The sequence below is a fragment of the Pandoraea sp. PE-S2T-3 genome, from assembly GCF_002179965.1.
Classification (GTDB): Bacteria; Pseudomonadota; Gammaproteobacteria; order Burkholderiales; family Burkholderiaceae; genus Pandoraea.
This window is the reverse complement of sequence record NZ_NGUQ01000005.1, coordinates 49,668-72,222: the sequence shown is the minus strand read 5'-3', so window position 1 is coordinate 72,222 and position 22,555 is coordinate 49,668. Positions and strand designations below refer to the sequence as shown.

Sequence of the window (22,555 nt, the reverse complement as noted above, 5' to 3'; positions counted from 1 at the left end):
GTAGCAACTTCAGGCCGGCAGCAGACGTTCACCGGCAAACAGCGATTCGACCGTTTCGCGCTCACGCACGAGGTGGACATCGACGCCGTCGACCATGACTTCTGCCGCACGCGGACGCGTGTTGTAGTTCGAGCTCATCGTGAAGCCGTACGCGCCGGCCGAGCGGATCGCCAGCAGGTCGTCCGGCGCAATCGCCAGCGCGCGGTCACGGCCGAGCCAGTCGCCGCTTTCGCACACCGGGCCAACCACGTCGTATGTCACCACGTCAGCCGCACGGCGCGTCACCGGGTCGATACCGTGATAAGCCTCGTACATTGCCGGGCGGGCGAGATCGTTCATGGCCGCGTCGACGATGGCAAAGTTCTTGGTCTCACCGTGCTTGAGGAATTCCACGCGCGTGAGCAACACGCCGGCATTACCGACCAGCGAGCGGCCCGGTTCGAACAGCACCTGACGGTGTGCATGGCCGCGCTTGGCGATGTGGTCGATGACCGTGGTGGCAAACGCGGTGATGTCCGGCGGCGTTTCATCCGTGTACTGGATGCCGAGGCCACCGCCCACATCGATGTGATGCAGCGAGATTCCGGCGTCGTCGAGCTTTTCGACCAGATCGAGGAGCTTGTCGATGGCGTCGAGGTACGGCGAAATTTCCGTGATTTGCGAGCCGATGTGGCAATCGATGCCGACCACATCGAGATGCGACATGGCTGCCGCCGCACGGTAAGCGTCGAACGCTTCTTCGTAAGCTACGCCGAACTTGTTGCCGCGCAAGCCGGTAGAAATATACGGGTGCGTCTTGGCGTCTACGTTCGGATTCACGCGCAGCGACACGCGCGCGCGCTTGTTCATCTGGGCGGCCACTTCGTTCAGGCGGTCGAGCTCGGGGCGCGATTCGACATTGAAGCAGAACACATCCTTGTCGAGCGCATAACGCATTTCGTCGGCGTGCTTGCCCACACCGGAGAAGACCACGCGGCCGGCGTCACCGCCGGCGGCGATCACGCGGGCCAGTTCTCCGGCCGAGACGATGTCAAACCCGGCGCCCAGCTTGGCGAACACGCCGAGGACGGCCAGATTCGAGTTGGCCTTGGCCGCGTAATGGACCGCCGCGTTACGCCCTTCGCAAGCCTTGGCGTAAGCCTGATAGGCGGACGTCAGGGCCGCCTTCGAATACACGTACAAAGGCGTACCGAAGCGCTCGGCGAGTACGGGCAGGGCCACGCCCTCGGCATGGAGTACGTCGTCGCGGTAAGAGAAGAAGGCGTTGGACATCGCGGAAACTCGGGTAATCGGCAAGGGCACGCGCCGTGGCGCGCAATATAAACAGGCGGGAAACGCTTGTCCGGCAGTTCGGAACGCTGGCCGTCGGGCCCGTTGCCGGGTGTTGGCTATCGGGTGCCCGACAACGGTGCCGACAAGCTTACTCCGGTTTGGCGGCGGGCAGCGACGCTGCCGGCGGCACTTCAACCGACGGACCGCGCTGCGGCTCAGGCACGAGCGGCGGCGGGGGCACCGGTGCGCCCGGGGGCGGCGTCGGCTTGATAGGCCGCGCCGGGTAATAAAGGGGGCCGGCCTGGCCACAGCTGGCTAATACGCTCAGCAGGGCAATCGAGGCTACAATCGCGCAGGTTCGAATAGGTGCTGTCATGGGGGTATCGCCGCGTGGTGCGGCATGCAATCGATGACGCAAACCGTGGAGTTTAGCATGACGGAAAGTGAATTCCTGGCGCTCGCCGAGGCTGTGCTGGCGCGGGTGGAGGCGGCTGTCGAAGACAGCGATGTGGACATCGATTGTGAACGCACGGGCAACGTGCTGACGCTCGAGTTCGACGACGGCAGCAAGATCATCGTGAATCTGCAAACGCCGATGAGTGAAATCTGGGTAGCGGCGCGCTCGGGCGGCTACCACTATCGCCTGAAGGGCGACGAATGGCGCGACACCCGCGACGACGCCGAGTTGTTCGAGGCGCTCTCGCGTTTCGCGTCGCAGCAGGCCGGCGAGACGGTGACGCTGCAAGCTGACTGACGTTGCCGCGTCCGCTACTGATGTGCGTGTTTCCCACCACGCACATCATCACTTTTCCCGGGTAAGTCCCATCAAGGCTTGTTGAACATATCCAGGATGCGTTGGCGCTCCTGCGTATCGACCGGCCCGGGCGGCGCACTGGTTGTCGTGCCGTCCGGCGCGGTATCGGCGCTCAGCCCCACCGTGCTGACTGCGCGGCCCGGCGGATAGTCGTCGTAGAAATAATCGCCGTTCGCCTGAATGATTCCCGAGGGCACCGGGCGCGTCGATTCCGGCACACCACGCAAAGCCTTGGTCATGTAGTCGATCCAGATCGGCAGTGCCAGACCGCCACCGGTTTCCCGGTCACCCAGATTGCGCGGTTGATCGAACCCGATCCACGCCACCCCCACCAGTTGCGATTGATACCCCGCAAACCAGGCGTCGTGCGAATCGTTGGTCGTGCCGGTCTTGCCTGCGAGGTCGTTGCGCTTGAGCACGTTCGTCTTGGCGGCCGTGCCACGCGTTGCCACGTCGTGCAGCATCGAGTTCATGATGAAGGCGTTGCGAGCCGGAATGGCGCGGAACGTCTCATCGCCCGCCGTGGCCGGCTTCTCTTCCATGATCACGTTGCCCTTCGAGTCCGTGATGCGCGCCACGATGAACGGATTCACGCGGAAGCCGCCGTTAGCGAACACGGCGTAGGCGCTCGCCATTTGCAGCGGGGTAACCATGCCGGCGCCCAGCGCCATCGGCAGATACGCCGGATGCTTGTCGGCTTCGAACCCGAAGCGCGCGATGTACTTCTGCGCGTAGCCGGGCGTGATGCTTTGCAGAATCCGGATCGACACGAGGTTGCGCGAGCGCATCAGCGCGACGCGCATCGGCATCGGTCCCTCGAAGCCACCGCCGTAATTCTTCGGCTCCCACGGCTGACCGCCGGTTTGCGCAGCGGTGAAGTAGAGCGGACCGTCGTTGATGATCGTCGCGGGCGCGAAACCCTTTTCCAGCGCAGCCGAGTAGATGAACGGCTTGAAACTCGACCCCGGCTGACGCCACGCCTGTGTGACGTGATTGAACTTGTTGCGATTGAAATCGAAGCCGCCGACGAGCGAACGAATCGCGCCGTTCTGCGGGTCGAGCGAGACAAATGCCGCTTCGATATCGGGCATCTGCACGATGCGCCAGTTGTCCTTGGCGTCCTTCGTCACGCGAATGACCGAACCCGGGCGAATCTTCTGCTTGGGTTGTGCCTTGGCGCTCAGGCCGGCCGCGGCAAAGCGCAGTCCGTCGCCCGTCACGTTCACGTCGTCGCCATTGAGCAGCACCGCCTTGACCTGCTGCGGCGACGCGGCCAGCACCACGGCCGCCACCATGTCGCCGCTGTCCGGATGCTCGACCAGCGTGTCGTCGATCAGCTGTTCGCGGTCGTCTTGATCGCTCGGCAGATCGATGTTGGCTTCCGGCCCGCGATAGCCGTGACGCAGTTCGTAGGCCATGACCCCGGCGCGCAGGGCTTCATAGGCCGCTTCCTGATCGGCCGAATTGATCGTCGTGTAGACGTTGAAGCCGCGTGTGTAGATCTCGTCCTTGAACTGGGCGTAAAGCAGCTGACGCACCATTTCCGCGACGTAACCCGCATGCACGCTGAACTCGCTGCCGAGCCCGCGCACGACCAGTTCTTGCGAGATCGCCTGATCGTATTCTGCTTTCGACACGTAACCGAGGTCGTACATGCGCTTGAGGATGTACTCCTGACGCACGCGCGCCCGCTTGTAGTTGACGATCGGGTTGTAGGCTGACGGCGCCTTGGGCAGGCCGGCCAGCATTGCGGCTTCGGCAAGCGTGACGTCCTTGATGTCCTTGCCGAAATACACGCGGGCAGCGCTCGCGAAACCGTACGCGCGCTCGCCCAGATAGATCTGATTCATGTACAGCTCGAGAATCTGATCCTTCGTCAGCCGCGACTCGATCTTGTAGGCGAGCAGCGCTTCGTAAATCTTTCGCGTGTACGTCTTCTCGCTCGACAGGAAGAAGTTGCGTGCAACCTGCATCGTGATCGTACTGGCGCCTTGCGACGAGCCGCCGCGAGCGACGTTGGCCACGCCCGCCCGGAAGATCCCGATGAAGTCGACGCCGCCATGCTGATAGAAGCGATCGTCCTCGATGGCGAGCACAGCCTTCTTCATCACATCCGGAATGTCGGCAAAGCGCACGACGTTACGGCGCTCCTCGCCGAACTCGCCGATCTGAATTTCGTCGGCGGTATAGATGCGCAGCGGAATCTTCGGCCGGTAGTCGACGATGGTGTCGAGCGACGGCAACTGCGGCGTCATGACCACCAGGATGTACCCCGCCAGCAACGCGCCACAGACGAGCATCGCGGCGATCAGGCCGACGAACCACAAAACGATGCGCAGCCAGATGGAGCGGCGCGGTTTGGGTGGGCGCTTGTCGCGTGGGGTCTCTGTTTGGGGTGTGCTTGCCATGGGGGAGTCGAAAAAAACAATGGGCCGATTATAACGAACGGTTAGCGAAGCCCCCCCGAACGACCGGTGCCTCTCTACCGAAGATGTCAGAAATGGGATTCCAGGCGTGTCGTGACTCGGACAAAGACGAGAAAAAAGCGGCGCGGATTCCGAAAGCGAAACGAACCGCGATTGCCGCGCCAAGATTCGGACTCGTCCGATTGGAGGCCGCTTCCCCGATGGCTAGGATCGATTGCATCGACATCGACCCACATGGGAGGCACGTCATGATCGAAGCGGCTCTGCGCAACTTGCGCCACATCACACCCCCCCTCGCACGCCCCTTTGCGGCCCTTTTGCCGCGTCTCGACGGTGGCGGGTGCGGTATTCACTTTGACGCAGGAACCCTGCAATTTGTTCGCCTGACACGCGTGGCCGGCCCGGCACGGCTGCGCCTCGACGCCTACGGCACTGCGGCACTCGACGACGATGTGTTGCGCGGCGGGGTGCTGGCCAAACCCGAAGCAGCGGCCCGACGCCTCGGTGAACTGCTCGAACGTGTCGGCACGAGTGTCGAGTCCCTGCGCGACGACACCATCGTGCTGGCGCTTCCTGCGCATCTGCTCAAGACTCACGTGGTCGAGTACCCGCCGGGTATGCCTGAGCGGGCCCTGCGCGCCTGGTGCGAGCGGCACGCGGCGCTACTGTTGCCGGGTGACAGCGGTCCGGGTTTGCGTTCGCGCGTGGGGGTGACTTGGGCCGAACCGGGCAGCCACCGTCTACGGCTGTATGCCTGTGAGGCCGAACTGGTCGACGACCGCCTTGCTGCACTGGAAATGGCGGGCTTGCGTGCCCATGCCGTCGACGTGGCCCATGCCGCCGGGCGTCGGGCGTTCCAATGGGCGTGGCCGGTGATGGGCGAGCCTGCGCATGAGACGCCGATTTCGTCTCGATCGCCGCCATCGCCGATGGCGCTGCTCCAGGTCAGCGATCACGACATCGATCTGGCCGTGTTCGATGCGCAGACGTGCGTGGGCGACTTGCGCGAGCGCTTCGACGGCGTGAACGGGAACCCCGAAGCATTAGCGAGTGTGGTGTGTGAGCTGCTCGGCAGACTACCGGTCGCGGCCAGTTCGCTGCATGTGGCGGCGCAAAGCATGACGCCGGGCGCTTTTGTGGCGATGTGCGACGGCCTCGTCTCGGCGTGCCGTGTCCCTGTGCGGCCGTTTGACCCGCTCGGCCGACTCGACGCTGCGAGCGCACCGGCGCGTCTGAGGCAGACGTTTGCTGAACGTGCGTCGCTTGCCGTCGCGTGTGGTCTGGCGTTACGCGCCATGTCGATGCGAGGTCTGCCATGGGCATGATGCCTCGACTTCCGCCCATCGATTTGCTGCCCACGCTGGCGCAGCGGCGTCAGCGTGATTTTCGCCATCAGTGGCGAATCTGGGGGGCGCTCGCGCTGGCGGGTGCCTTGCTGGCGCTGCTGCCGATCACTTGGGAAGTTCATGCGCGCGGCGAAGGGCGGGCAAAATTGTTGGCGCTGAACGCCGCACGCTCGCAGCTTGACGCAGCGGCCGCGTCGTTCGACACGACGCGGCGCGCGCTGGCGGGTATTCGGGCACACCGGAGGGCGGCGCTGGCGCTGATAACGCGCCGACAGGATATGGCGGGCCGGCTCCTCGACGTCATGCGAGCGTGTGCTGATGGCGTGCGTTTAGCAGGCGTCGATATCGATGACCGGCAACTAAATGTCAGCGGCTTCGCGACAACACAGTCCCGTGTGCGCGAGATGCAGAAGCGCTTGCGAAGCCTGCCGTGGGTTAAGAAAGTCGCGGAAGTCGAATCGAGTCTGATCCCCGAGGGCGTGGCGCGGCAATTGATGGGGGCCAATCCCCCGGCGTCCTTGCCGGCCGTGCGGCGCTTCGCTGTGCGCGTCGTGCACCGGCCCATTGCGGAACCGGCGTTTGCTGGCGACGACGTGTGGGATCCGGAGGAGGGTGTCGATGACAAATGACCGCCAATCACAGGCCGATGTCCGCGATCTTCTCGCCGATCTTGTCGCGCGTTGCCGGACACGCTGGGCTGCGTGGGCATCGGTTTCGCCACAGGAATGGCCGTTGCCCGTGCGTTGGAGTCTTGGGGCAGCGGTGCTGCTGGGGGCGCTGACGCTGAGTTGGTCGATGTGGTGGCTCATCGGGCTGCCGGTGCGCACGTCGCTGAGCAACGACATCGCCGCCGGGCGCACGGCGCTGGATCTTGCGACGTCGCAGGCGAAGCAATTACCGCAGTTAATGACGACGCTGCGAAACGCGGAGGCTGAGACGGTGGCGTGGGAGCGCCTGTTGCCGGTTGCGGCATCGGACGCACTTCCGGGGGCGCCTATGGGAATCGCTTCCGCGGCGGCGGTCGATCGATTGCCCGGGGATAGGCGGCAGCCACGCCAGCGGCAGGTACCACGAGGCGGGTCGACTATCGCGTACGCGGGATCTGATCGGATGTGGCGTGCCGACCTCGAGTCGCTCGTCGCGCGCGCTGGGCTGGTACTGGAGATGGCCCGTCCGGGGACATTCGATGCGAAAGCCGGTATCGACACCGAGCGAGCGGAAATGCGGGTGACGGGGCCGGTGGCGGGTTTGATCGGTCTGCTTGCCGAGATCGAGCGGTCGCCGCGCCAGCTTGTCATCGAGCGGCTCAACTTGCAGGCGGTAGATGCGAGTGCGGCGCATGACGCAAACGGGCAGGCAACCCTAAAGGTAACGATAGCGGCCTATGTGTGGCATCGCGAGTCAGCCGCTGGGGCCGTGAGTGACGCTGTTCCGATGCCCAAGCTGCCGGAAACGCTGACGCCGTGGCAGATGCCGACGGCCATGGTTGACGTGTTTCGCGCATCGTTGACGGGGCGTCCGGGGCAGGCGACTGCCGCAATGGTGCTGGATCCTGCGGTGCCGGCCGTGTCAGCCGTTGATGTCGCCGACCCCATCGGCGAAATGCAGGCCGGGGCGCGTCGTGTGACCTTCCGGCGTGTCGCCAACGGCGTGACCTCGGATTGGGCGGGGCCGGCACATCCTCCCGCACCGCACCTCGAAACGCAGATCAATGTGACGCTGCATGGGGTGGAGACGGTCGATGCACTGAAGGCGTTCGCGCGTCTGACGGGCAGAAATCTGGTGCTGGGCGAACGCGTCGCGGGGCGGCTTGACGTGGAAATGGCGAACGTGTCCCAGGCGACGGCCTTCGAGGTGCTGATCCGGGCAGCAGGGCTGGGCGTGCGATCGTTGCACGGTGTGGACTGGGTGGCGCCGAAGGCCGAATTGCTCGCTGACGAGCAGGCGCAACTGGAAACCGCAGCGAAGCGCGAGACCATGCAACCTCTCGTCAGCCGGCGCTTCACGCTGAATTACCCGCGCGCATTGGAATTGCGCGAAGTCATCATCGGCGAGAAGGATCGCAAAACGCAGCGGCTGTTGTCATCGCGAGGCAGTTTGATCGCGGACCCTCGCACCAACCAGCTCTTCGTGACGGACTTGCCGGAACGCCTCGATGCCCTCGGCGCGTTTATCGCGCGTATCGATGTGCCGGTCAGGCAGGTGTTGATCGAGGCACGCATCGTTGAAGCCGATGACCGGTTCAGCGAGTCGCTCGGCGTCAACCTCGCCGGTTATTACGCACGGACCCATGCCCAGAAGGCCGGAAATGCCGCGCCTTCTCGGGGTGGCGAGACCACGTCGCGGCGAAGTGGCAGTGCGGCGGGTAACGAGAGCAAGGGGATGCAGGGGACTCGTGGGGCTAAGGGGGGCGGCTCGCCGGCCGGCACGGGGTCTCCGGGATTGGTCGACATACTCGACAGCGCCCTGCCCGCGGCGGCACTCGCGGGCGTGGCGCCGCCAAGTCTGGCCATTACGCTGTTCGGGCGGTCTGCCACGCGTTTTCTGCAACTCGAACTGTCGGCGCTTGAAACCAGTGGACGGGGGCGGGTGGTGTCGCGTCCGAGGGTGGTGACGGCGGACAAGGTGGAAGCGGTCATCGAGCAGGGAACCGAACTGCCCTATCAGGCCCGTAGCGGGCGGCGAAGCGTGTCCACGGTGCAGTTCCGCAAAGCCACGCTGCGTCTGGAGGTAACGCCACTGATTACGCCTGACGGGCAGGTCATTCTTGACGTGGATGTGCGCAAGGACAGCGTGGGGCACGAGGTCGCCGACGGCTTTGCCGTGGATACCCGTCACGTCAAGACACAGGTGCAGGTCGAAGACGGCGGGACGGTGGCCATCGGGGGGATCTATCAGGAGGAACGGCGCGGTTCGCGTGCCCAGGTGCCGTGGCTAGGCGATGTGCCACTGCTGGGCGCGCTATTCCGGAACCGTTCGGAGGAGGACCGTCGCACCGAGTTGCTTGTGTTCATCACCCCCAGCGTGGTGCCGGAGGTCGGTGGCGTGGACGCCAATGTCGCCCCCGGCAGGCCCGCGCCGTTACGGGGCGGCAGCGAGGAGATGCCCGGACGCAAGGCATTCCGGGGGGCGCTGGACCAACCGGCAAGCCTCCCCGAGGTGCCGGCAAACGATGTTCCAGCGGGGCACGCCAGGCTGACGGCGGCGTCTTTGGAGGCGACGCGTTCCGCACGCCCGACGCATATCCCGGTATCATCAGGGATTGGAACCCAAATATCAGCGATTCATGCTGGAAAACGTAATACTTGTCGGATTGATGGGGGCGGGCAAGACCACGGTCGGACGCGCCGTCGCGCGACGTCTCGGACGGCAGTTCTATGACTCCGACCACGAGATCGAAGCGCGTACAGGCGTGCGAATCCCGGTCATCTTCGAGCACGAAGGCGAAGACGGCTTTCGCCAGCGCGAAGCGCACACCATCGACGAACTCACACAGCGCAGCGGCATCGTTCTCGCCACCGGCGGGGGCGCGGTGCTGCGCGCAGAAAACCGCGAATGCATCAAGTCGCGCGGTACCGTCGTCTATCTGCGTGCCACACCGCATGACTTGTGGTTGCGCACGCGTCGCGACAAAAACCGCCCGTTGCTGCAAACGGCGGATCCGCGCGCGCGCCTTGAACAATTGTTTCAGGAGCGCGACGCGTTGTACCGCGAGTGTGCGACGTTTGTCATCGAGACGGGCCGGCCAAGCGTCAATGCGCTCGTCAACATGGTGCTCATGCAACTGGAGGTCGCCGGCATCGTGCCGATCGGGCCTCACCATGAGCTCGAAGCCGATGCCCAAGCGGATGGTGTTGGTGATGTCGATGCGCAAGGCGAAGGTAATGACGCCCGCGGCGAAAGCATCGGGAATACCGAAAGCACCGAAAGCACCGAAAGCACCGAAAGCACCGAAAGCACCGGGAGCGCCAGCGAGGCGGCCGACGGCACGCCGAACGCCAGCACGCACGCCAATGAACCCATACCCAGCGACGCAGCGGGAAATGCCATGTCACCGATTCGTGACACGGCCTCACGCTGATGTTGCCGACCACGATAACTAGCACTAGCCAGTCAGCGGCATGATTACCCTCAAACTCGAACTTGGCGAGCGCGCCTACCCTATCCACATCGGCACCGACCTGCTCTCGCAGGATGCTTTGTTCGCGCCGCATGTGCGCGGCACGCACGCGATCATCGTGACGAACACGACCGTCGCGCCGCTGTATGCGGAGAAAGTCGCCGCGACCCTCCAGCGACTGGGCAAGCGCGTCGTCACGGCGGTGCTGCCGGATGGCGAGCAGTACAAGAACTGGCAGACGCTGAATCTCATTTTCGACGAACTGCTGGGCGCACAAGCCGATCGCAAGGCGACGCTGATCGCGCTGGGCGGCGGAGTGGTGGGCGATATGACGGGCTTTGCCGCAGCGTGCTACATGCGCGGTGTCCCGTTTGTGCAGGTGCCGACGACGCTGCTCGCGCAAGTCGACTCGTCGGTGGGCGGCAAGACGGGCATCAACCATCCGTTGGGCAAGAACATGATCGGTGCCTTCTGGCAGCCGAGCGCCGTACTGGCCGACATCGACACGTTGTCGACGCTGCCGGAACGTGAGTTGGCGGCGGGGCTTGCGGAAGTCATCAAGCACGGTGCGATCGCTGACGAAGCGTATTTCGACTGGATCGAAGCCAATATCGACGCGTTGAATGCGCGCGATACGGCGGCGCTGTCGTATGCGGTGCAACGCTCGTGCGAGATCAAAGCCGCCGTCGTTGCCAGCGATGAACGCGAACAAGGCTTGCGCGCCACGCTGAACTTCGGACATACCTTCGGACATGCCATCGAAGCGGGTCTTGGCTACGGCGAGTGGCTGCACGGCGAAGCGGTCGGGTGCGGCATGGTGATGGGCGCCGATCTGTCGGCGCGGCTCGGTTACATCGACGAAGCCCTGGTGCCGCGCATCAAGGCCCTCGTCGCGGCGGCCAAGCTGCCGGTGACCGGTCCAGCACTCGGCGAAGATCGCTACATCGATCTGATGCGGGTCGACAAGAAAGCCGAGGGCGGTGATATCCGCTTCGTGCTACTTAACCGGTTGGGCGAAGCGTTCATGACGCGTGTGCCCGATGCCGAACTGCGCGCGACGCTGCGCGCCAACGTGTAAGCGGGAGGGCTGGCGATGGTCGATTACGAAGCGTCGCTGGCCCCATACGCGGCCCGTTCGCTGAATTCGCGGGGGCGCCGGTTTGCCGAGGCGGCCCCGGCGACGCGCAGTGAATTTCAACGCGACCGCGACCGCATCATTCATTCAACGGCGTTTCGCCGGCTCGAATACAAAACGCAGGTCTTCGTGAACCACGAAGGCGACCTGTTCCGCACCCGCCTCACCCATAGCCTCGAAGTGGCCCAGATCGGGCGCTCGATTGCCCGCAATCTACGCGTCAACGAAGATCTGGTCGAAGCCATTGCGCTGGCGCACGACCTCGGTCATACCCCCTTCGGTCACGCCGGACAGGACGCACTTAACGCCTGCATGCGCGACTACGGGGGCTTCGAGCACAACCTGCAAAGCCTGATCGTTGTCGATGAACTCGAAGAGCACTACGGGGGATTCAACGGCCTGAACCTGTGCTTCGAGACGCGCGAGGGCATTCTCAAGCACTGCTCGCGCGCTAATGCGCGGGAGCTTGGTGAGCTCGGTGAGCGTTTTCTCAAAGGGCGCCAGCCGGGCATTGAGGCGCAGATTGCGAATCTCGCCGATGAGATCGCTTACAACAATCACGATATCGACGATGGTGTGCGCTCAGGGTTGTTGTCGCTGGAGCAGCTCGACGCTGTGCCGCTCTGGAAGCGCTATTGCGCGGACGCGCAGCGCGAGTGGCCGGAGATATCCGGGCGGAGGCTCGTGCATGAGACGACACGACGCATCATCAACGCGCTGATCGTCGACCTGATCGCCACGACGCGCCGCCGCGTGGCGGATGCCTCACCGGCCTCGATGGACGACGTACGGGGTGTCGGGCCGCTGGTGGCGTTCAGTGACGAGATGCGGGAACAGGCGGGCCAGTTGAAGCGCTTTCTGTTCGAGAACCTCTACCGGCACTATCTGGTGATGCGCATGGCGGCCAAAGCCCAGCGCATCGTGCAGGAGCTGTTTGCCGCGTTTCTCTCGGACCCTCGATTGTTGCCGCCGAACTATCGCCCCGAGAATGAGGCGGACCAACCGCGCTGGATTGCGCACTACGTCGCGGGGATGACGGACCGCTACGCGATCAAGGAATACCGTAGGCTCTTTACGATCGAGCCGACGCTTTAGTGAATAGGTGAGTGGGTGACGGCCTCCGCGAGGGAGGCCGCCCTTTACGCCGCGATTAACTGCGTCCGGCGATAAACCCGAGTACCAAGGCCACGGCGGCTACGGTCCCGAGCGTCTGCCAAGGGCGTTCATGCACATAGCCATCGGCTTCTTCCCAGACCTCATTGGCGCGACGGCGCAGATGGGCGCGCCTATCGTCAAAGTCACTGCGTGCTTCACGAAGCTTGTCACCGATTTCGGTGCGCAGCGCTTCGATATCGGAGGCCGATTTTGCGTTGGAGAGGGCGTGATCGAGATCGTCGAGCAGGTCGCGAACGCGTGCTGAAACGTCGCCGGTTGCCAGACGTGCTGCACGTGCCGTGCGGCGTCCCGCATAGCGGGCATCGTCGAGGCCGTTATTCAGAGCTGATTCCGCTTTCGAGGCAATTCCCATTTCTGACTCCCTGATGGTGGTATTGAAATGCGGCCTGCGCCATGTCCGGGGGGACTTGCCGGCGCCATGCCGATGGAAACCTGGTGCGAGCGGCCATTATGGCGTGGCCATTCGCGGGCGTACACCATGAGAGACAGCGGGCCAAACGGGAAAGTTGCAGATATTTGCCGGTCGATCGATTGCGATAGTGCGGATTTTGTAACGAAATGCGAAAACGCCGCACAAGGCGGCGTTTTCTGATCCATCTGAAGCGTATTGCGACGCTTTGAAGCGCGCTGCCGTGATTTGGCAGTGACTTAGAAGCGATAGGCGAGCGACAGGAACGTGACCACCGGATTCAGCTTGACCTTGGCTTCGCTGGTCGTGGTGATCGGACCGCGCGTCGTGGTCAGCTTGGCCGTCGTGCTCACCGGGATGTACGACACGGAGAAAGACAGCGTCCAATGCTGGTCCATGTTGTAGTTGATACCCGCGTTGAACACCGGTGCCCACGAGTTGGTCAGCTTTGCCGTGGTCGAGCCACCCGGGCCGAGGGCGAGCGAGTTGCTGGCCAGTGCCTGGAAGCCATCCGTGAGCTCGATGTTCGAGTACCAGAAGTAGCTGGCACCAATCCCCAGGAACGGACGCCACTTGTCATCCGCCTGACCGAAGTAGTACTTCAGCAACAGGGCCGGGCTCCACTGCTTGGCCGACGCCAGTGCACCGTTGCCGGGCAGTTGCAGGCGGCCTTGGCCGTACAGATGGAATTTCGGCGGAACACCGAACACGCCTTCGACGGCGATGTTGTCGGTGAAGAAATGCGCGAACGTGATGCCGAGCGTATCGGCATCAGACACCTGGGCGCCCGTATTGCCCCCAAGCGCAGCGTTAAGGCCGGCAGCCAGTCCCGGCACGCTCGATCCCGTCACTTTCAACGGATCGCTGGAAACTTGCGGCGAGAGGTGGAACCAGCCGAGGCTGACAACGTTATCGCCGGCTTTCTGTGCGAAAGCGGCCCCCGACGCCGTCAGCATGGCCACGGCAGCAATGGTCAAATGCTTCAACTTCATTTGATTCGTCTCCTGCTCAAGATTCTTTATTGTCGAGAATTTCGGTAAATGAAATTCAGGGCCATTATGCCGAGCGTGGAAAGTCGCGGGTAGCATGAGACTGGAGGTGTCGCTCTAAAGGTGTTGTTTCCACGCATCGACTCATGGAATGCCCTTAGAAAAAAGCGCTGGACGAAAGAAAAGCGTGCCTTTATACGTCAGGCACGCTTTGAGAAAAAACCTCCGGACTCCGATATTACGAACGCAATTAGCGTCCCGCAGGCTGGCTTTAGAACTTGTAGCCGAGCGAGACGAAGGTCACAATCGGATTCAGCTTGATTTCGGCATCTGAGGACGCAAGCACCGTACCGTCCTGTGCCTTGATCTTGATGTTGGCCGTGGTCTTGAGCGGAATGTAGGAAACCGATGCGCTTGCGACCCAGTGCTTGTCGAACGCATAAGAGACACCGGCATTCACAACCGGTTGCCACGATGCCGATGATTTCGCTTCTACCGTCGTCGGACCGTTATGTCCGGAAGTAAAGGCGAGCACGCTACCGAAATTCTGATTCAGCGCTGATTCGAAATTCGGATTGAGACTGACGTTTGTAAAGAACGTGTAGCTCACACCGACGCCGAGAAAAGGACGCCAGGCCGAATTCGCCTGGCCGAAGTAATACTGGAATACCAGCGCGGGACTCCATTGCCGAACGCTTTGCACGATCGGGTTGTTTTGCGCGGCGCCGAGGTCGATACTCGTGAGCGCGCCGGCGAGACCCGGGGGTGCAATCACGCCCTGGCCGGTGAGCTTGAATTTGGCAGGAACGCCGGCCACCGTTTGCAAGGCGATGTTGTCGGTGATGAAGTGGGTGATGACGAGCCCGAGCGTGTCGGCATTACTGACCTTCGCGCCGGAGCCCGGTGAGGTAAAGTTCGCCGGCACGAGCGCTGGGGTGAGACCGTCCTGATTGGTGCTGGTGGTCATCGGCTTGCTCGAGTCTTGCGGCGCGATGTGAAACCACCCGAGGTTGACGACGTTGTCGCCGGCTTGTTGTGCAGTGGCGCTGGTGGACGCCAGTGATATGCCGATACCGAGCGCGCAAAAGCACGCTGCGGACCGGTAGGTCCGAGTTGTCATTTGTCTATCCTCCCAAGATTATTTATTTATTTTTCGATGCATTATGCGCTGGTGGACTCTGGGCGCAATCGTCGAATCTAGAGTTTTTGTACGAATCAAAGGGAATTGGCTAGATATCAGTATTTAAAGAGGTTTTTGCTGTTGAAACTGCCTCGCGAATCGTGATATCGAGCTTTAAAGCTTTACATTTGAATTCGCATGGCCCGATTACCGCGACTCTTTATTCCCCGTCAGCCGCAGCATGTGATTCTGCGCGGCAACAACCGGCAAGCCATCTTCGTGGACGACGAGGATCGGCGTGTATTCCATGACCGTCTGCGCGAGGCCGCGCGAGCGCACGGGCTGGCGATTCACGCGTGGTGCATGATGCCGAACCACCTCCACCTGGTCGCGACGCCCGCCGACGAGCGCAGCCTGCCCGCCACGCTTCAGGCGGTCGGGCGCTATTACGTGCTGTACTTCAACCGGCGGCACCAGCGCACCGGCACCTTGTGGGAAGGGCGCTACCGGGCGACGGTCATCGAGGCCGAGCACTATCTGCTGCTCGCGAGCCGTTATGTCGAACTCAACCCGGTGCGTGCCGGGCTGGCCGACGCCCCGGGCAACTATGTGTGGTCGAGCTACAACCATCACGTGGGCCTGACAGTCGATAGCCTCGTGACCGATCACGCGCTGTATTGGTCACTTGGCAATACGCCGTTCGAGCGTCAACGCACCTACGCGGAGGGGTTCTCGGTTCCGCTGCCACCCTATGAGGTTGACGCGCTGCGTACAGCAACGCAGAAAGGATGGCTGCTTGGCGGCCCCGAATATCTGGCGCGAATGTCGCTGGCGGCGAATCGCCGAGTGAGTCCACTTACCCGTGGTCGTCCACGTAAGTCGGCCAGCGACCTGCTCTAATCCCCTGCTGAATCTCCCCATCGGCGAACCCGTCCGGGTTCGCCAATCTCCCCCAACTGCTTGAAATTCAACAAATTAATGGCGGCGGTCAAATTGCCGAAAATAATCTGACCCCAATAAAAATAAGCCTTCTTTTGGTGCGGTCTCTAATTAGAATCTGACCCCATTAAAATATTTTGTCATTGTGAATTTCATAGCGTATATTCCAACTTCGGCCGATTGGTGCGATGCGCAAAACCGTGCGCACTGAGTCGGTACCTGTGGCGACACTCGAGAATGATCTTCGACGCGTGCGACACCGCAGTCTGGCCTGCCCGGCCAACCCCCACTTAACCCGGCCGACCGTGACGAACATGCGCGCGGCGGCCTCGCCAAGAGACGGTGTAACTCGTGGAAAAGAAACAGCAACCGATTGCGACGGCAGCAGCGCTGCCGGGTGAGGCGTACGTGGCGCCGGACGCACAGGGCATGTACGACCCGGCCAATGAACACGACGCCTGCGGTGTCGGCTTCGTGGCCCATATCAAGGGTGTGAAGAGTCACGCCATCGTCGAGCAGGGTCTGAAGATCCTCGAGAACCTCGATCACCGGGGCGCCGTGGGCGCCGACCCGCTGATGGGCGACGGTGCCGGCATCCTGCTCCAGATTCCCGATCAGTTCTACCGCGAAGAGATGGCCCGTCAGGGCGTCACGCTGCCGCCGGCCGGTGAGTACGGCGTGGGCATGATCTTCCTGCCGAAGGAACACGCGTCGCGTCTCGCTTGCGAACAAGAGCTCGAGCGCACCGTGAAGGCCGAAGGTCAGGTCGTGCTGGGCTGGCGCGATGTCGCGATCGACCGCGACATGCCGATGTCGCCGAACGTGAAGGCCACCGAGCCGGTGATCCGCCAGATCTTCATCGGGCGCGGTCAGGACATCATGGTGACCGACGCGCTCGAACGTAAGCTGTACGTCATCCGCAAGACCGCGAGCCACCGCATTCAGGCGCTCAAGCTCAAGCACGGCAAGGAATACTTCGTGCCGTCGATGTCGGCACGCACCATCGTCTACAAGGGCCTGCTGCTGTGCGATCAGGTCGGCCGCTACTACCGCGATCTGGCCGATCCGCGCACCGTCTCCGCGCTCGCCCTCGTGCACCAGCGCTTCTCGACCAACACGTTCCCGGCCTGGGAACTCGCCCACCCGTATCGCATGGTGGCGCACAACGGCGAAATCAACACGGTAAAGGGCAACGTCAACTGGATCAACGCCCGCACGGGCGCGATCTCGTCGGCCGTGCTCGGCAGCGATCTGCAAAAGCTGTGGCCGCTGATCTATCCGGGCCAGTCGGACACGGCATCGTTCGACAACTGCCTCGAAATGCTCACGATGGCCGGCTACCCGCTCGCCCACGCAATGATGATGATGATCCCGGAAGCCTGGGAACAGCACACGTTGATGGACGAGAACCGCCGCGCGTTCTACGAGTACCACGCCGCGATGATGGAGCCGTGGGACGGCCCCGCCGCCATCGCCTTCACCGACGGCCGTCAGATCGGCGCGACGCTCGACCGTAACGGTCTGCGCCCGGCGCGCTACGTCATCACCGATGACGACATGGTGATTCTGGCGTCGGAGTCGGGCGTGCTGCCGATTCCCGAGTCGAAGATCGTCAAGAAGTGGCGCCTGCAACCGGGCAAGATGTTCCTGATCGATATGGAACAGGGCCGCATCATCGACGACAAGGAACTCAAGGACAACCTCGCCAACGCGAAGCCCTACAAGAGCTGGATCGACGCCGTGCGCATCAAGCTCGACGAGATCGAGCCGAAGGTGGAAGAGGCCGGTGTGCATCACGACACGGCCACGCCGCTGATCGACTTGCAGCAGGCGTTCGGTTACACGCAGGAAGAAGTGAAGCTGTTGATGACGCCGATGGCGATCAACGGCGAAGAAGCCGTGGGCTCGATGGGCAACGACAGCCCGCTCGCGGTCATGAGCAACAAGAACAAGACGCTCTATCACTACTTCCGCCAGTTGTTCGCGCAGGTGACGAACCCGCCGATCGATCCGATCCGCGAGAACATGGTGATGTCGCTGGTGTCGTTCATCGGCCCGAAGCCGAACCTGCTCGACACGAACAACATCAACCCGCCGATGCGTCTCGAAGTGTCGCAGCCGGTGCTGGACTTCAAGGAAATCTCGAAGATCCGCCACATCGACAAGTACACCGGCGGCAAATTCCGCTCGTACGAGTTGAACATCTGCTACCCGGTCGCCTGGGGCAAGGAAGGCATCGAAGCCCGCCTCGCATCGCTGTGCGCCGAAGCCGTTGACGCGGTGAAGTCGGGCTACAACATCCTGATCGTCTCCGACCGTCTGACGAATCGCGAACAAGTCGCCATGCCGGCGCTGCTCGCTACGTCGGCTGTGCACCAGCATCTGGTGGCGCAAGGCCTGCGCACGAGCACGGGTCTCGTGGTGGAAACCGGTTCGGCCCGTGAAGTGCATCACTTCGCGCTGCTGGCCGGCTACGGTGCAGAAGCCGTGCACCCGTACCTCGCAATGGAAACGCTCGCCCAGATCGCCCGCAAGCAAGGCGGCGACCTGACGCCCGAGAAGGCCGTGAAGCATTTCGTCAAGGCCGTCGGCAAGGGCCTGCACAAGGTCATGTCGAAGATGGGCATCTCGACGTACATGTCGTACACGGGTGCGCAGATCTTCGAAGCGATCGGCCTGTCGCAGGAACTGGTCCGCAAGTACTTCCAGGGCACGGCATCGAACGTCGGCGGTATCGGCATCTTCGAAGTGGCGGAAGAGGCAGTGTGTCTGCATCGCGAAGCCTTCGGCGACAACCCGGTGCTGGCCAACATGCTCGACGCCGGTGGCGAATACGCGTTCCGCATTCGTGGTGAAGACCACATGTGGACCCCGGACGCCATCGCCAAGCTCCAGCACTCGACCCGTTCCAACTCGTACCAGACGTACAAGGAATACGCGAACCTCATCAACGACCAAAGCAAGCGCCACATGACGCTGCGCGGTCTGTTCGAGTTCCGCGTCGATCCGCAACGCGCGATCCCGCTCGATCAAGTCGAGTCGGCCAAAGATATCGTGAAGCGTTTCGCGACGGGCGCCATGTCGCTCGGTTCAATCTCGACCGAAGCGCACGCGACGCTGGCCGTGGCGATGAACCGTATCGGCGGCAAGTCGAACACGGGTGAGGGCGGTGAAGATCCGCGCCGTTATCGCAACGAACTCAAGGGCATTCCGATCAAGAAGGGCGAATCGCTTGCCTCGATCGTCGGCCACGATGTCATCGAAGCCGACATCGAACTGCAAGACGGCGACTCGCTGCGCTCGCGCATCAAGCAAGTGGCCTCGGGTCGCTTCGGTGTGACGGCCGACTATCTGGTCTCTGCCGATCAGATCCAGATCAAGATGGCGCAGGGCGCGAAGCCGGGCGAAGGCGGTCAATTGCCGGGTCACAAGGTGACCGAGTACATCGGCAAGCTGCGTTACTCGGTGCCGGGCGTGGGTCTGATCTCGCCGCCGCCGCACCATGACATCTACTCGATCGAAGATCTGGCACAGCTGATTCACGATCTGAAGAACGTGAACGCCTCGTCGTCGATCTCGGTGAAGCTCGTGTCCGAAGTGGGCGTGGGCACGGTGGCTGCCGGTGTTGCCAAGGCCAAGGCCGATCACGTCGTGATCGCCGGTCACGATGGCGGCACGGGCGCCTCGCCGCTGTCGTCGGTGAAGTACGCTGGCTCGCCGTGGGAACTGGGTCTGGCCGAGACGCAGCAAACGCTGGTGCTCAATCGTCTGCGCGGCCGTATCCGCGTGCAGGCCGACGGTCAGATGAAGACCGGCCGCGACGTGGTGATCGGTGCGCTGCTCGGCGCTGACGAATTCGGCTTCGCGACGGCACCGCTCGTCGTCGAAGGCTGCATCATGATGCGCAAGTGCCACCTGAATACCTGCCCGGTGGGCGTGGCGACGCAAGATCCGGTGCTGCGCAAGAAATTCCAGGGCAAGCCGGAACACGTCGTCAATTACTTCTTCTTCGTGGCCGAGGAAGTGCGCGAAATCATGGCGCAACTGGGCATCGCGAAGTTCGATGACCTGATCGGCCGTGCCGACCTGCTCAACACCAAGTCGGGCGTTGAGCACTGGAAGGCGAAGGGTCTCGATTTCTCGCGCATCTTCTACCTGCCGGAAGTCGAAGACTCGGTGCCGCGTCTGCATGTCGAGTCGCAGGATCACGGTCTGGTGCAGGCACTCGACCACGCGTTGATCGAGAAGGCATTGCCGGCGCTGGAGAAGGGCGAGCACGTCTCGTTCATTCAGCCGGTGCGTAACCGTAACCGTACGGTCGGCGCGATGCTCTCGGGCGAAGTCGCCAAGCGCTACGGTCACGAAGGTCTGCCGGACGACACGATCCACGTGCAACTCAAGGGCACGGCGGGTCAGAGCTTCGGTGCCTTCCTGGCGCGCGGCATCACGCTCGATCTCGTGGGCGACGGTAACGACTACGTCGGCAAGGGCTTGTCGGGCGGCCGCATCATCGTGCGTCCGACCAACGACTTCCGCGGCGACGCCGAGAACAACATCATCGTGGGCAACACCGTGATGATCGGCGCCATCGAAGGCGAAGCGTTCTTCAATGGTGTGGCCGGCGAGCGCTTCTGCGTGCGTAACTCGGGGGCTACGGCCGTCGTGGAAGGCACGGGCGATCACGGTTGCGAGTACATGACCGGCGGCACGGTGGTCGTGCTGGGCGAGACGGGCCGCAACTTTGCTGCGGGCATGTCGGGTGGCGTGGCGTACATCTACGACGCCGACGGCACCTTCGGCGCCAAGTGCAACACGGCGATGGTCGCGCTGGATCCGGTGCTGCCGCACGGCGAGCAGGAGCGTACGGTGAGTCAGGGCCTGTGGCATCGCGGCCAGACCGACGAAGCGTTGCTGCGCGAGCTGATCGAGCGTCACTTCCAGTACACCGGTTCGATGCGCGCCAAGGCGTTGCTCGAGGACTGGGACAGCGCCCGCCGCAAGTTCGTGAAGGTGTTCCCGAACGAATACAAACGTGCTTTGGGCGAAATGGCCAAAGCCAACGACAAACAAGCACTGGCGGCCTGATACCGAATGCGCGGTCACGTCACAGGGTGAGGGCCCTGTCGGCGTGCCGCGCGCGGGTGAGGCACGGTAACCACAAAACTTTCCGACTGAAGAAACATGGGCAAGGTCACAGGTTTTCTCGAATTCGAGCGCCAGAGCGAGTCGTACGAAGCACCGCTGGCACGGGTCAAGCATTACAAGGAGTTCGTGCTCGCGCTCTCCGACGATCAGGCAAAAGTACAGGGCGCGCGCTGCATGGATTGCGGCATCCCGTTCTGTAACAACGGTTGCCCGGTCAACAACATCATTCCCGACTTCAACGATCTGGTGTATCGCCAGGACTGGAAGTCGGCGATTGCGGTGTTGCACTCGACGAACAACTTCCCGGAGTTCACGGGCCGCATCTGCCCGGCACCGTGTGAAGCCGCGTGCACGCTGAACATCAACAGCGACGCCGTGGGCATCAAGTCGATCGAACACGCAATCATCGACAAGGCGTGGAGCGAAGGCTGGGTTGAGCCGCAGCCCGCCAAGCACAAGACTGGCAAGACGGTTGCGGTGGTCGGCTCGGGCCCGGCGGGTCTGGCAGTGGCGCAACAACTGGCACGCGCCGGTCACGACGTGACCGTGTTCGAAAAGAACGATCGCGTGGGCGGCCTGCTGCGTTACGGCATTCCCGACTTCAAGCTCGAGAAGTGGCTGATCGATCGCCGCATGCGTCAGATGGAAGCCGAGGGCGTGACCTTCCGCACCGGTGTGTACATCGGCAAAGAGGCGCCGGATGCCACCATCAACAACTTCTCGAAAGAGACGATTTCGCCGGAACAACTGCAAGCGCAGTTCGACGCCGTGGTCATCGCGGGTGGTGCGGAACAGCCGCGCGATCTGCCGGTGCCGGGGCGTGAGCTCGAAGGCGTGCATTTCGCGATGGAATTCCTGCCGCAGCAGAACAAGGTCAATGCGGGCGACAAGCTGGCGAACCAGATGCTGGCAACCGGCAAGAGCGTGATCGTGATCGGCGGCGGCGATACGGGTTCGGATTGCGTGGGCACGTCGAACCGTCACGGTGCCAAGCACGTGATGCAGTTCGAGTTGCTGCCGCAGCCGCCGGAGCAGGAAAACAAGCCGATGGTGTGGCCGTACTGGCCGACCAAGCTGCGCACGTCGTCGAGTCATGACGAAGGTTGCGAGCGTGACTGGTCGGTCGCGACGAAGCGCTTCGAAGGCAAGAACGGCAAGGTGGAAAAGCTGATCGCCGTGCGCCTCGAATGGAAGGACGGCAAGATGCAGGAAGTGGCTGGCTCGGAATTCGAGTTGAAGGCCGATCTGGTGCTGCTCGCCATGGGCTTCGTCTCGCCGCTCCAGACCGTGCTCGACGCGTTCGGCGTGGACAAGGATGCGCGCGGCAACGTGCGTGCCTCGACCGAAGGCGAGCGCGCCTACACGACGAATCTGCCGAAGGTGTTTGCAGCCGGTGACGTGCGTCGCGGTCAGTCGCTGGTGGTGTGGGCGATTCGCGAAGGCCGTCAGTGCGCACGTGCGGTCGACGAGTTCCTGATGGGCCATTCGGAACTGCCGCGCTAAGCAAGTTTGCCTGCCAAAACCACAAATACGGGGTGGTTGTTGAGTTTGAGAGGAGGGGGCGCGGCCGTAGGCAGTCGCGTCGCTGTGGAGAAACCGTCCGAACGGCAACGTTCGGGCGGTTTTTTCTTGCCTGTTCGTCTTGCGCAGGCGCTGTCGGGTGC

General features: G+C 62.8%; 14 protein-coding genes and 1 pseudogene. 10 read left to right on the top strand and 5 right to left on the bottom strand.

Annotation, left to right across the window (positions count from 1 at the left end; all coding sequences use genetic code 11):
• Nucleotides 1-9: 9 nt before the first annotated feature.
• Nucleotides 10-1,272 (bottom strand): diaminopimelate decarboxylase, encoded by a 1,263-nt coding sequence (lysA, locus tag CDV46_RS01475; RefSeq protein ID WP_087721607.1) that lies wholly within the window; start codon nucleotides 1,270-1,272, stop codon nucleotides 10-12.
• A gap of 433 nt (nucleotides 1,273-1,705) precedes the next feature.
• On the opposite strand from lysA, the gene cyaY reads away from it, so the two are divergent.
• Nucleotides 1,706-2,026: an iron donor protein CyaY gene (gene cyaY / locus CDV46_RS01470; RefSeq protein ID WP_058379944.1), complete on the top strand. Its 321-nt coding sequence runs from the start codon at nucleotides 1,706-1,708 to the stop codon at nucleotides 2,024-2,026.
• Nucleotides 2,027-2,097: 71 nt separating this feature from the next.
• Here cyaY and CDV46_RS01465 read toward each other — a convergent pair whose 3' ends face one another.
• Complete coding sequence (locus CDV46_RS01465) at nucleotides 2,098-4,494, bottom strand: penicillin-binding protein 1A (RefSeq protein ID WP_087686298.1); 2,397 nt, start codon at nucleotides 4,492-4,494, stop codon at nucleotides 2,098-2,100.
• Nucleotides 4,495-4,760: 266 nt separating this feature from the next.
• Here CDV46_RS01465 and pilM point away from each other — a divergent pair, with 266 nt between their 5' ends.
• The 6 genes and pseudogenes from pilM to CDV46_RS01435 all read left to right on the top strand — a co-directional run bounded on the left by pilM (nucleotide 4,761) and on the right by CDV46_RS01435 (nucleotide 12,208).
• Nucleotides 4,761-5,837 carry a pilus assembly protein PilM gene (pilM, locus tag CDV46_RS01460; RefSeq protein ID WP_176398979.1) on the top strand — a complete coding sequence of 359 codons (1,077 nt, stop codon included), beginning with the start codon at nucleotides 4,761-4,763 and terminating at the stop codon, nucleotides 5,835-5,837.
• Nucleotides 5,828-6,487, top strand: coding sequence for a PilN domain-containing protein (locus CDV46_RS01455; RefSeq protein WP_087721603.1), 660 nt, complete (start codon nucleotides 5,828-5,830; stop codon nucleotides 6,485-6,487). Before pilM ends, CDV46_RS01455 begins: the two co-directional genes overlap by 10 nt.
• 166 nt (nucleotides 6,488-6,653) lie before the next feature.
• Nucleotides 6,654-9,239: a type IV pilus secretin PilQ gene (gene pilQ / locus CDV46_RS01450; protein ID WP_176398978.1), complete on the top strand. Its 2,586-nt coding sequence runs from the start codon at nucleotides 6,654-6,656 to the stop codon at nucleotides 9,237-9,239.
• Nucleotides 9,145-9,663 (top strand): annotated as a pseudogene (locus CDV46_RS27310) (shikimate kinase); the annotation flags it as partial. The gene pilQ and the pseudogene CDV46_RS27310, both read left to right, overlap by 95 nt.
• A 316-nt stretch (nucleotides 9,664-9,979) precedes the next feature.
• Nucleotides 9,980-11,056 carry a 3-dehydroquinate synthase gene (gene aroB / locus CDV46_RS01440; protein ID WP_087721597.1) on the top strand — a complete coding sequence of 359 codons (1,077 nt, stop codon included), beginning with the start codon at nucleotides 9,980-9,982 and terminating at the stop codon, nucleotides 11,054-11,056.
• 15 nt (nucleotides 11,057-11,071) lie between these two features.
• Nucleotides 11,072-12,208 carry a deoxyguanosinetriphosphate triphosphohydrolase gene (locus CDV46_RS01435; protein WP_087686293.1) on the top strand — a complete coding sequence of 379 codons (1,137 nt, stop codon included), beginning with the start codon at nucleotides 11,072-11,074 and terminating at the stop codon, nucleotides 12,206-12,208.
• Between the two features lie 55 nt (nucleotides 12,209-12,263).
• Here the strand turns inward: CDV46_RS01435 and CDV46_RS01430 are convergent, their stop codons facing one another.
• The 3 genes from CDV46_RS01430 to CDV46_RS01420 form a co-directional block, all read right to left on the bottom strand.
• Nucleotides 12,264-12,641 (bottom strand): DUF883 family protein, encoded by a 378-nt coding sequence (locus CDV46_RS01430; protein WP_087686292.1) that lies wholly within the window; start codon nucleotides 12,639-12,641, stop codon nucleotides 12,264-12,266.
• 296 nt (nucleotides 12,642-12,937) lie between these two features.
• Entirely contained in the window at nucleotides 12,938-13,690 is a 753-nt protein-coding gene (locus CDV46_RS01425) for an OmpW/AlkL family protein (RefSeq protein WP_087686291.1), read from the bottom strand.
• 268 nt (nucleotides 13,691-13,958) lie between these two features.
• Nucleotides 13,959-14,807, bottom strand: a complete 849-nt coding sequence (locus CDV46_RS01420; protein WP_087686290.1) for an OmpW/AlkL family protein — start codon at nucleotides 14,805-14,807, stop codon at nucleotides 13,959-13,961.
• Between the two features lie 198 nt (nucleotides 14,808-15,005).
• Here CDV46_RS01420 and CDV46_RS01415 point away from each other — a divergent pair, with 198 nt between their 5' ends.
• The 3 genes from CDV46_RS01415 (at nucleotide 15,006) to CDV46_RS01405 (ending at nucleotide 22,394) form a co-directional block, all read left to right on the top strand.
• Complete coding sequence (locus CDV46_RS01415) at nucleotides 15,006-15,707, top strand: transposase (protein WP_087721595.1); 702 nt, start codon at nucleotides 15,006-15,008, stop codon at nucleotides 15,705-15,707.
• A 390-nt stretch (nucleotides 15,708-16,097) separates the two neighbouring features.
• Nucleotides 16,098-20,831 carry a glutamate synthase-related protein gene (locus tag CDV46_RS01410; protein ID WP_441339296.1) on the top strand — a complete coding sequence of 1,578 codons (4,734 nt, stop codon included), beginning with the start codon at nucleotides 16,098-16,100 and terminating at the stop codon, nucleotides 20,829-20,831.
• Between the two features lie 96 nt (nucleotides 20,832-20,927).
• Nucleotides 20,928-22,394 (top strand): glutamate synthase subunit beta, encoded by a 1,467-nt coding sequence (locus CDV46_RS01405; RefSeq protein ID WP_087686288.1) that lies wholly within the window; start codon nucleotides 20,928-20,930, stop codon nucleotides 22,392-22,394.
• Nucleotides 22,395-22,555 lie beyond the last annotated feature (161 nt).

Coding starts and splice junctions, on each gene's coding strand:
- pilM (WP_176398979.1), top strand. CDS start 4,761: ATGATCGAAGCGGCTCTGCGCAACTTGCGCCACATCACACCCCCCCTC.
- cyaY (WP_058379944.1), top strand. CDS start 1,706: ATGACGGAAAGTGAATTCCTGGCGCTCGCCGAGGCTGTGCTGGCGCGG.
- CDV46_RS01420 (WP_087686290.1), bottom strand. CDS start 14,807: ATGACAACTCGGACCTACCGGTCCGCAGCGTGCTTTTGCGCGCTCGGT.
- CDV46_RS01455 (WP_087721603.1), top strand. CDS start 5,828: ATGGGCATGATGCCTCGACTTCCGCCCATCGATTTGCTGCCCACGCTG.
- CDV46_RS01435 (WP_087686293.1), top strand. CDS start 11,072: ATGGTCGATTACGAAGCGTCGCTGGCCCCATACGCGGCCCGTTCGCTG.
- CDV46_RS01465 (WP_087686298.1), bottom strand. CDS start 4,494: ATGGCAAGCACACCCCAAACAGAGACCCCACGCGACAAGCGCCCACCC.
- lysA (WP_087721607.1), bottom strand. CDS start 1,272: ATGTCCAACGCCTTCTTCTCTTACCGCGACGACGTACTCCATGCCGAG.
- CDV46_RS01430 (WP_087686292.1), bottom strand. CDS start 12,641: ATGGGAATTGCCTCGAAAGCGGAATCAGCTCTGAATAACGGCCTCGAC.
- pilQ (WP_176398978.1), top strand. CDS start 6,654: ATGTGGTGGCTCATCGGGCTGCCGGTGCGCACGTCGCTGAGCAACGAC.
- aroB (WP_087721597.1), top strand. CDS start 9,980: ATGATTACCCTCAAACTCGAACTTGGCGAGCGCGCCTACCCTATCCAC.
- CDV46_RS01405 (WP_087686288.1), top strand. CDS start 20,928: ATGGGCAAGGTCACAGGTTTTCTCGAATTCGAGCGCCAGAGCGAGTCG.
- CDV46_RS01425 (WP_087686291.1), bottom strand. CDS start 13,690: ATGAAGTTGAAGCATTTGACCATTGCTGCCGTGGCCATGCTGACGGCG.
- CDV46_RS01415 (WP_087721595.1), top strand. CDS start 15,006: ATGGCCCGATTACCGCGACTCTTTATTCCCCGTCAGCCGCAGCATGTG.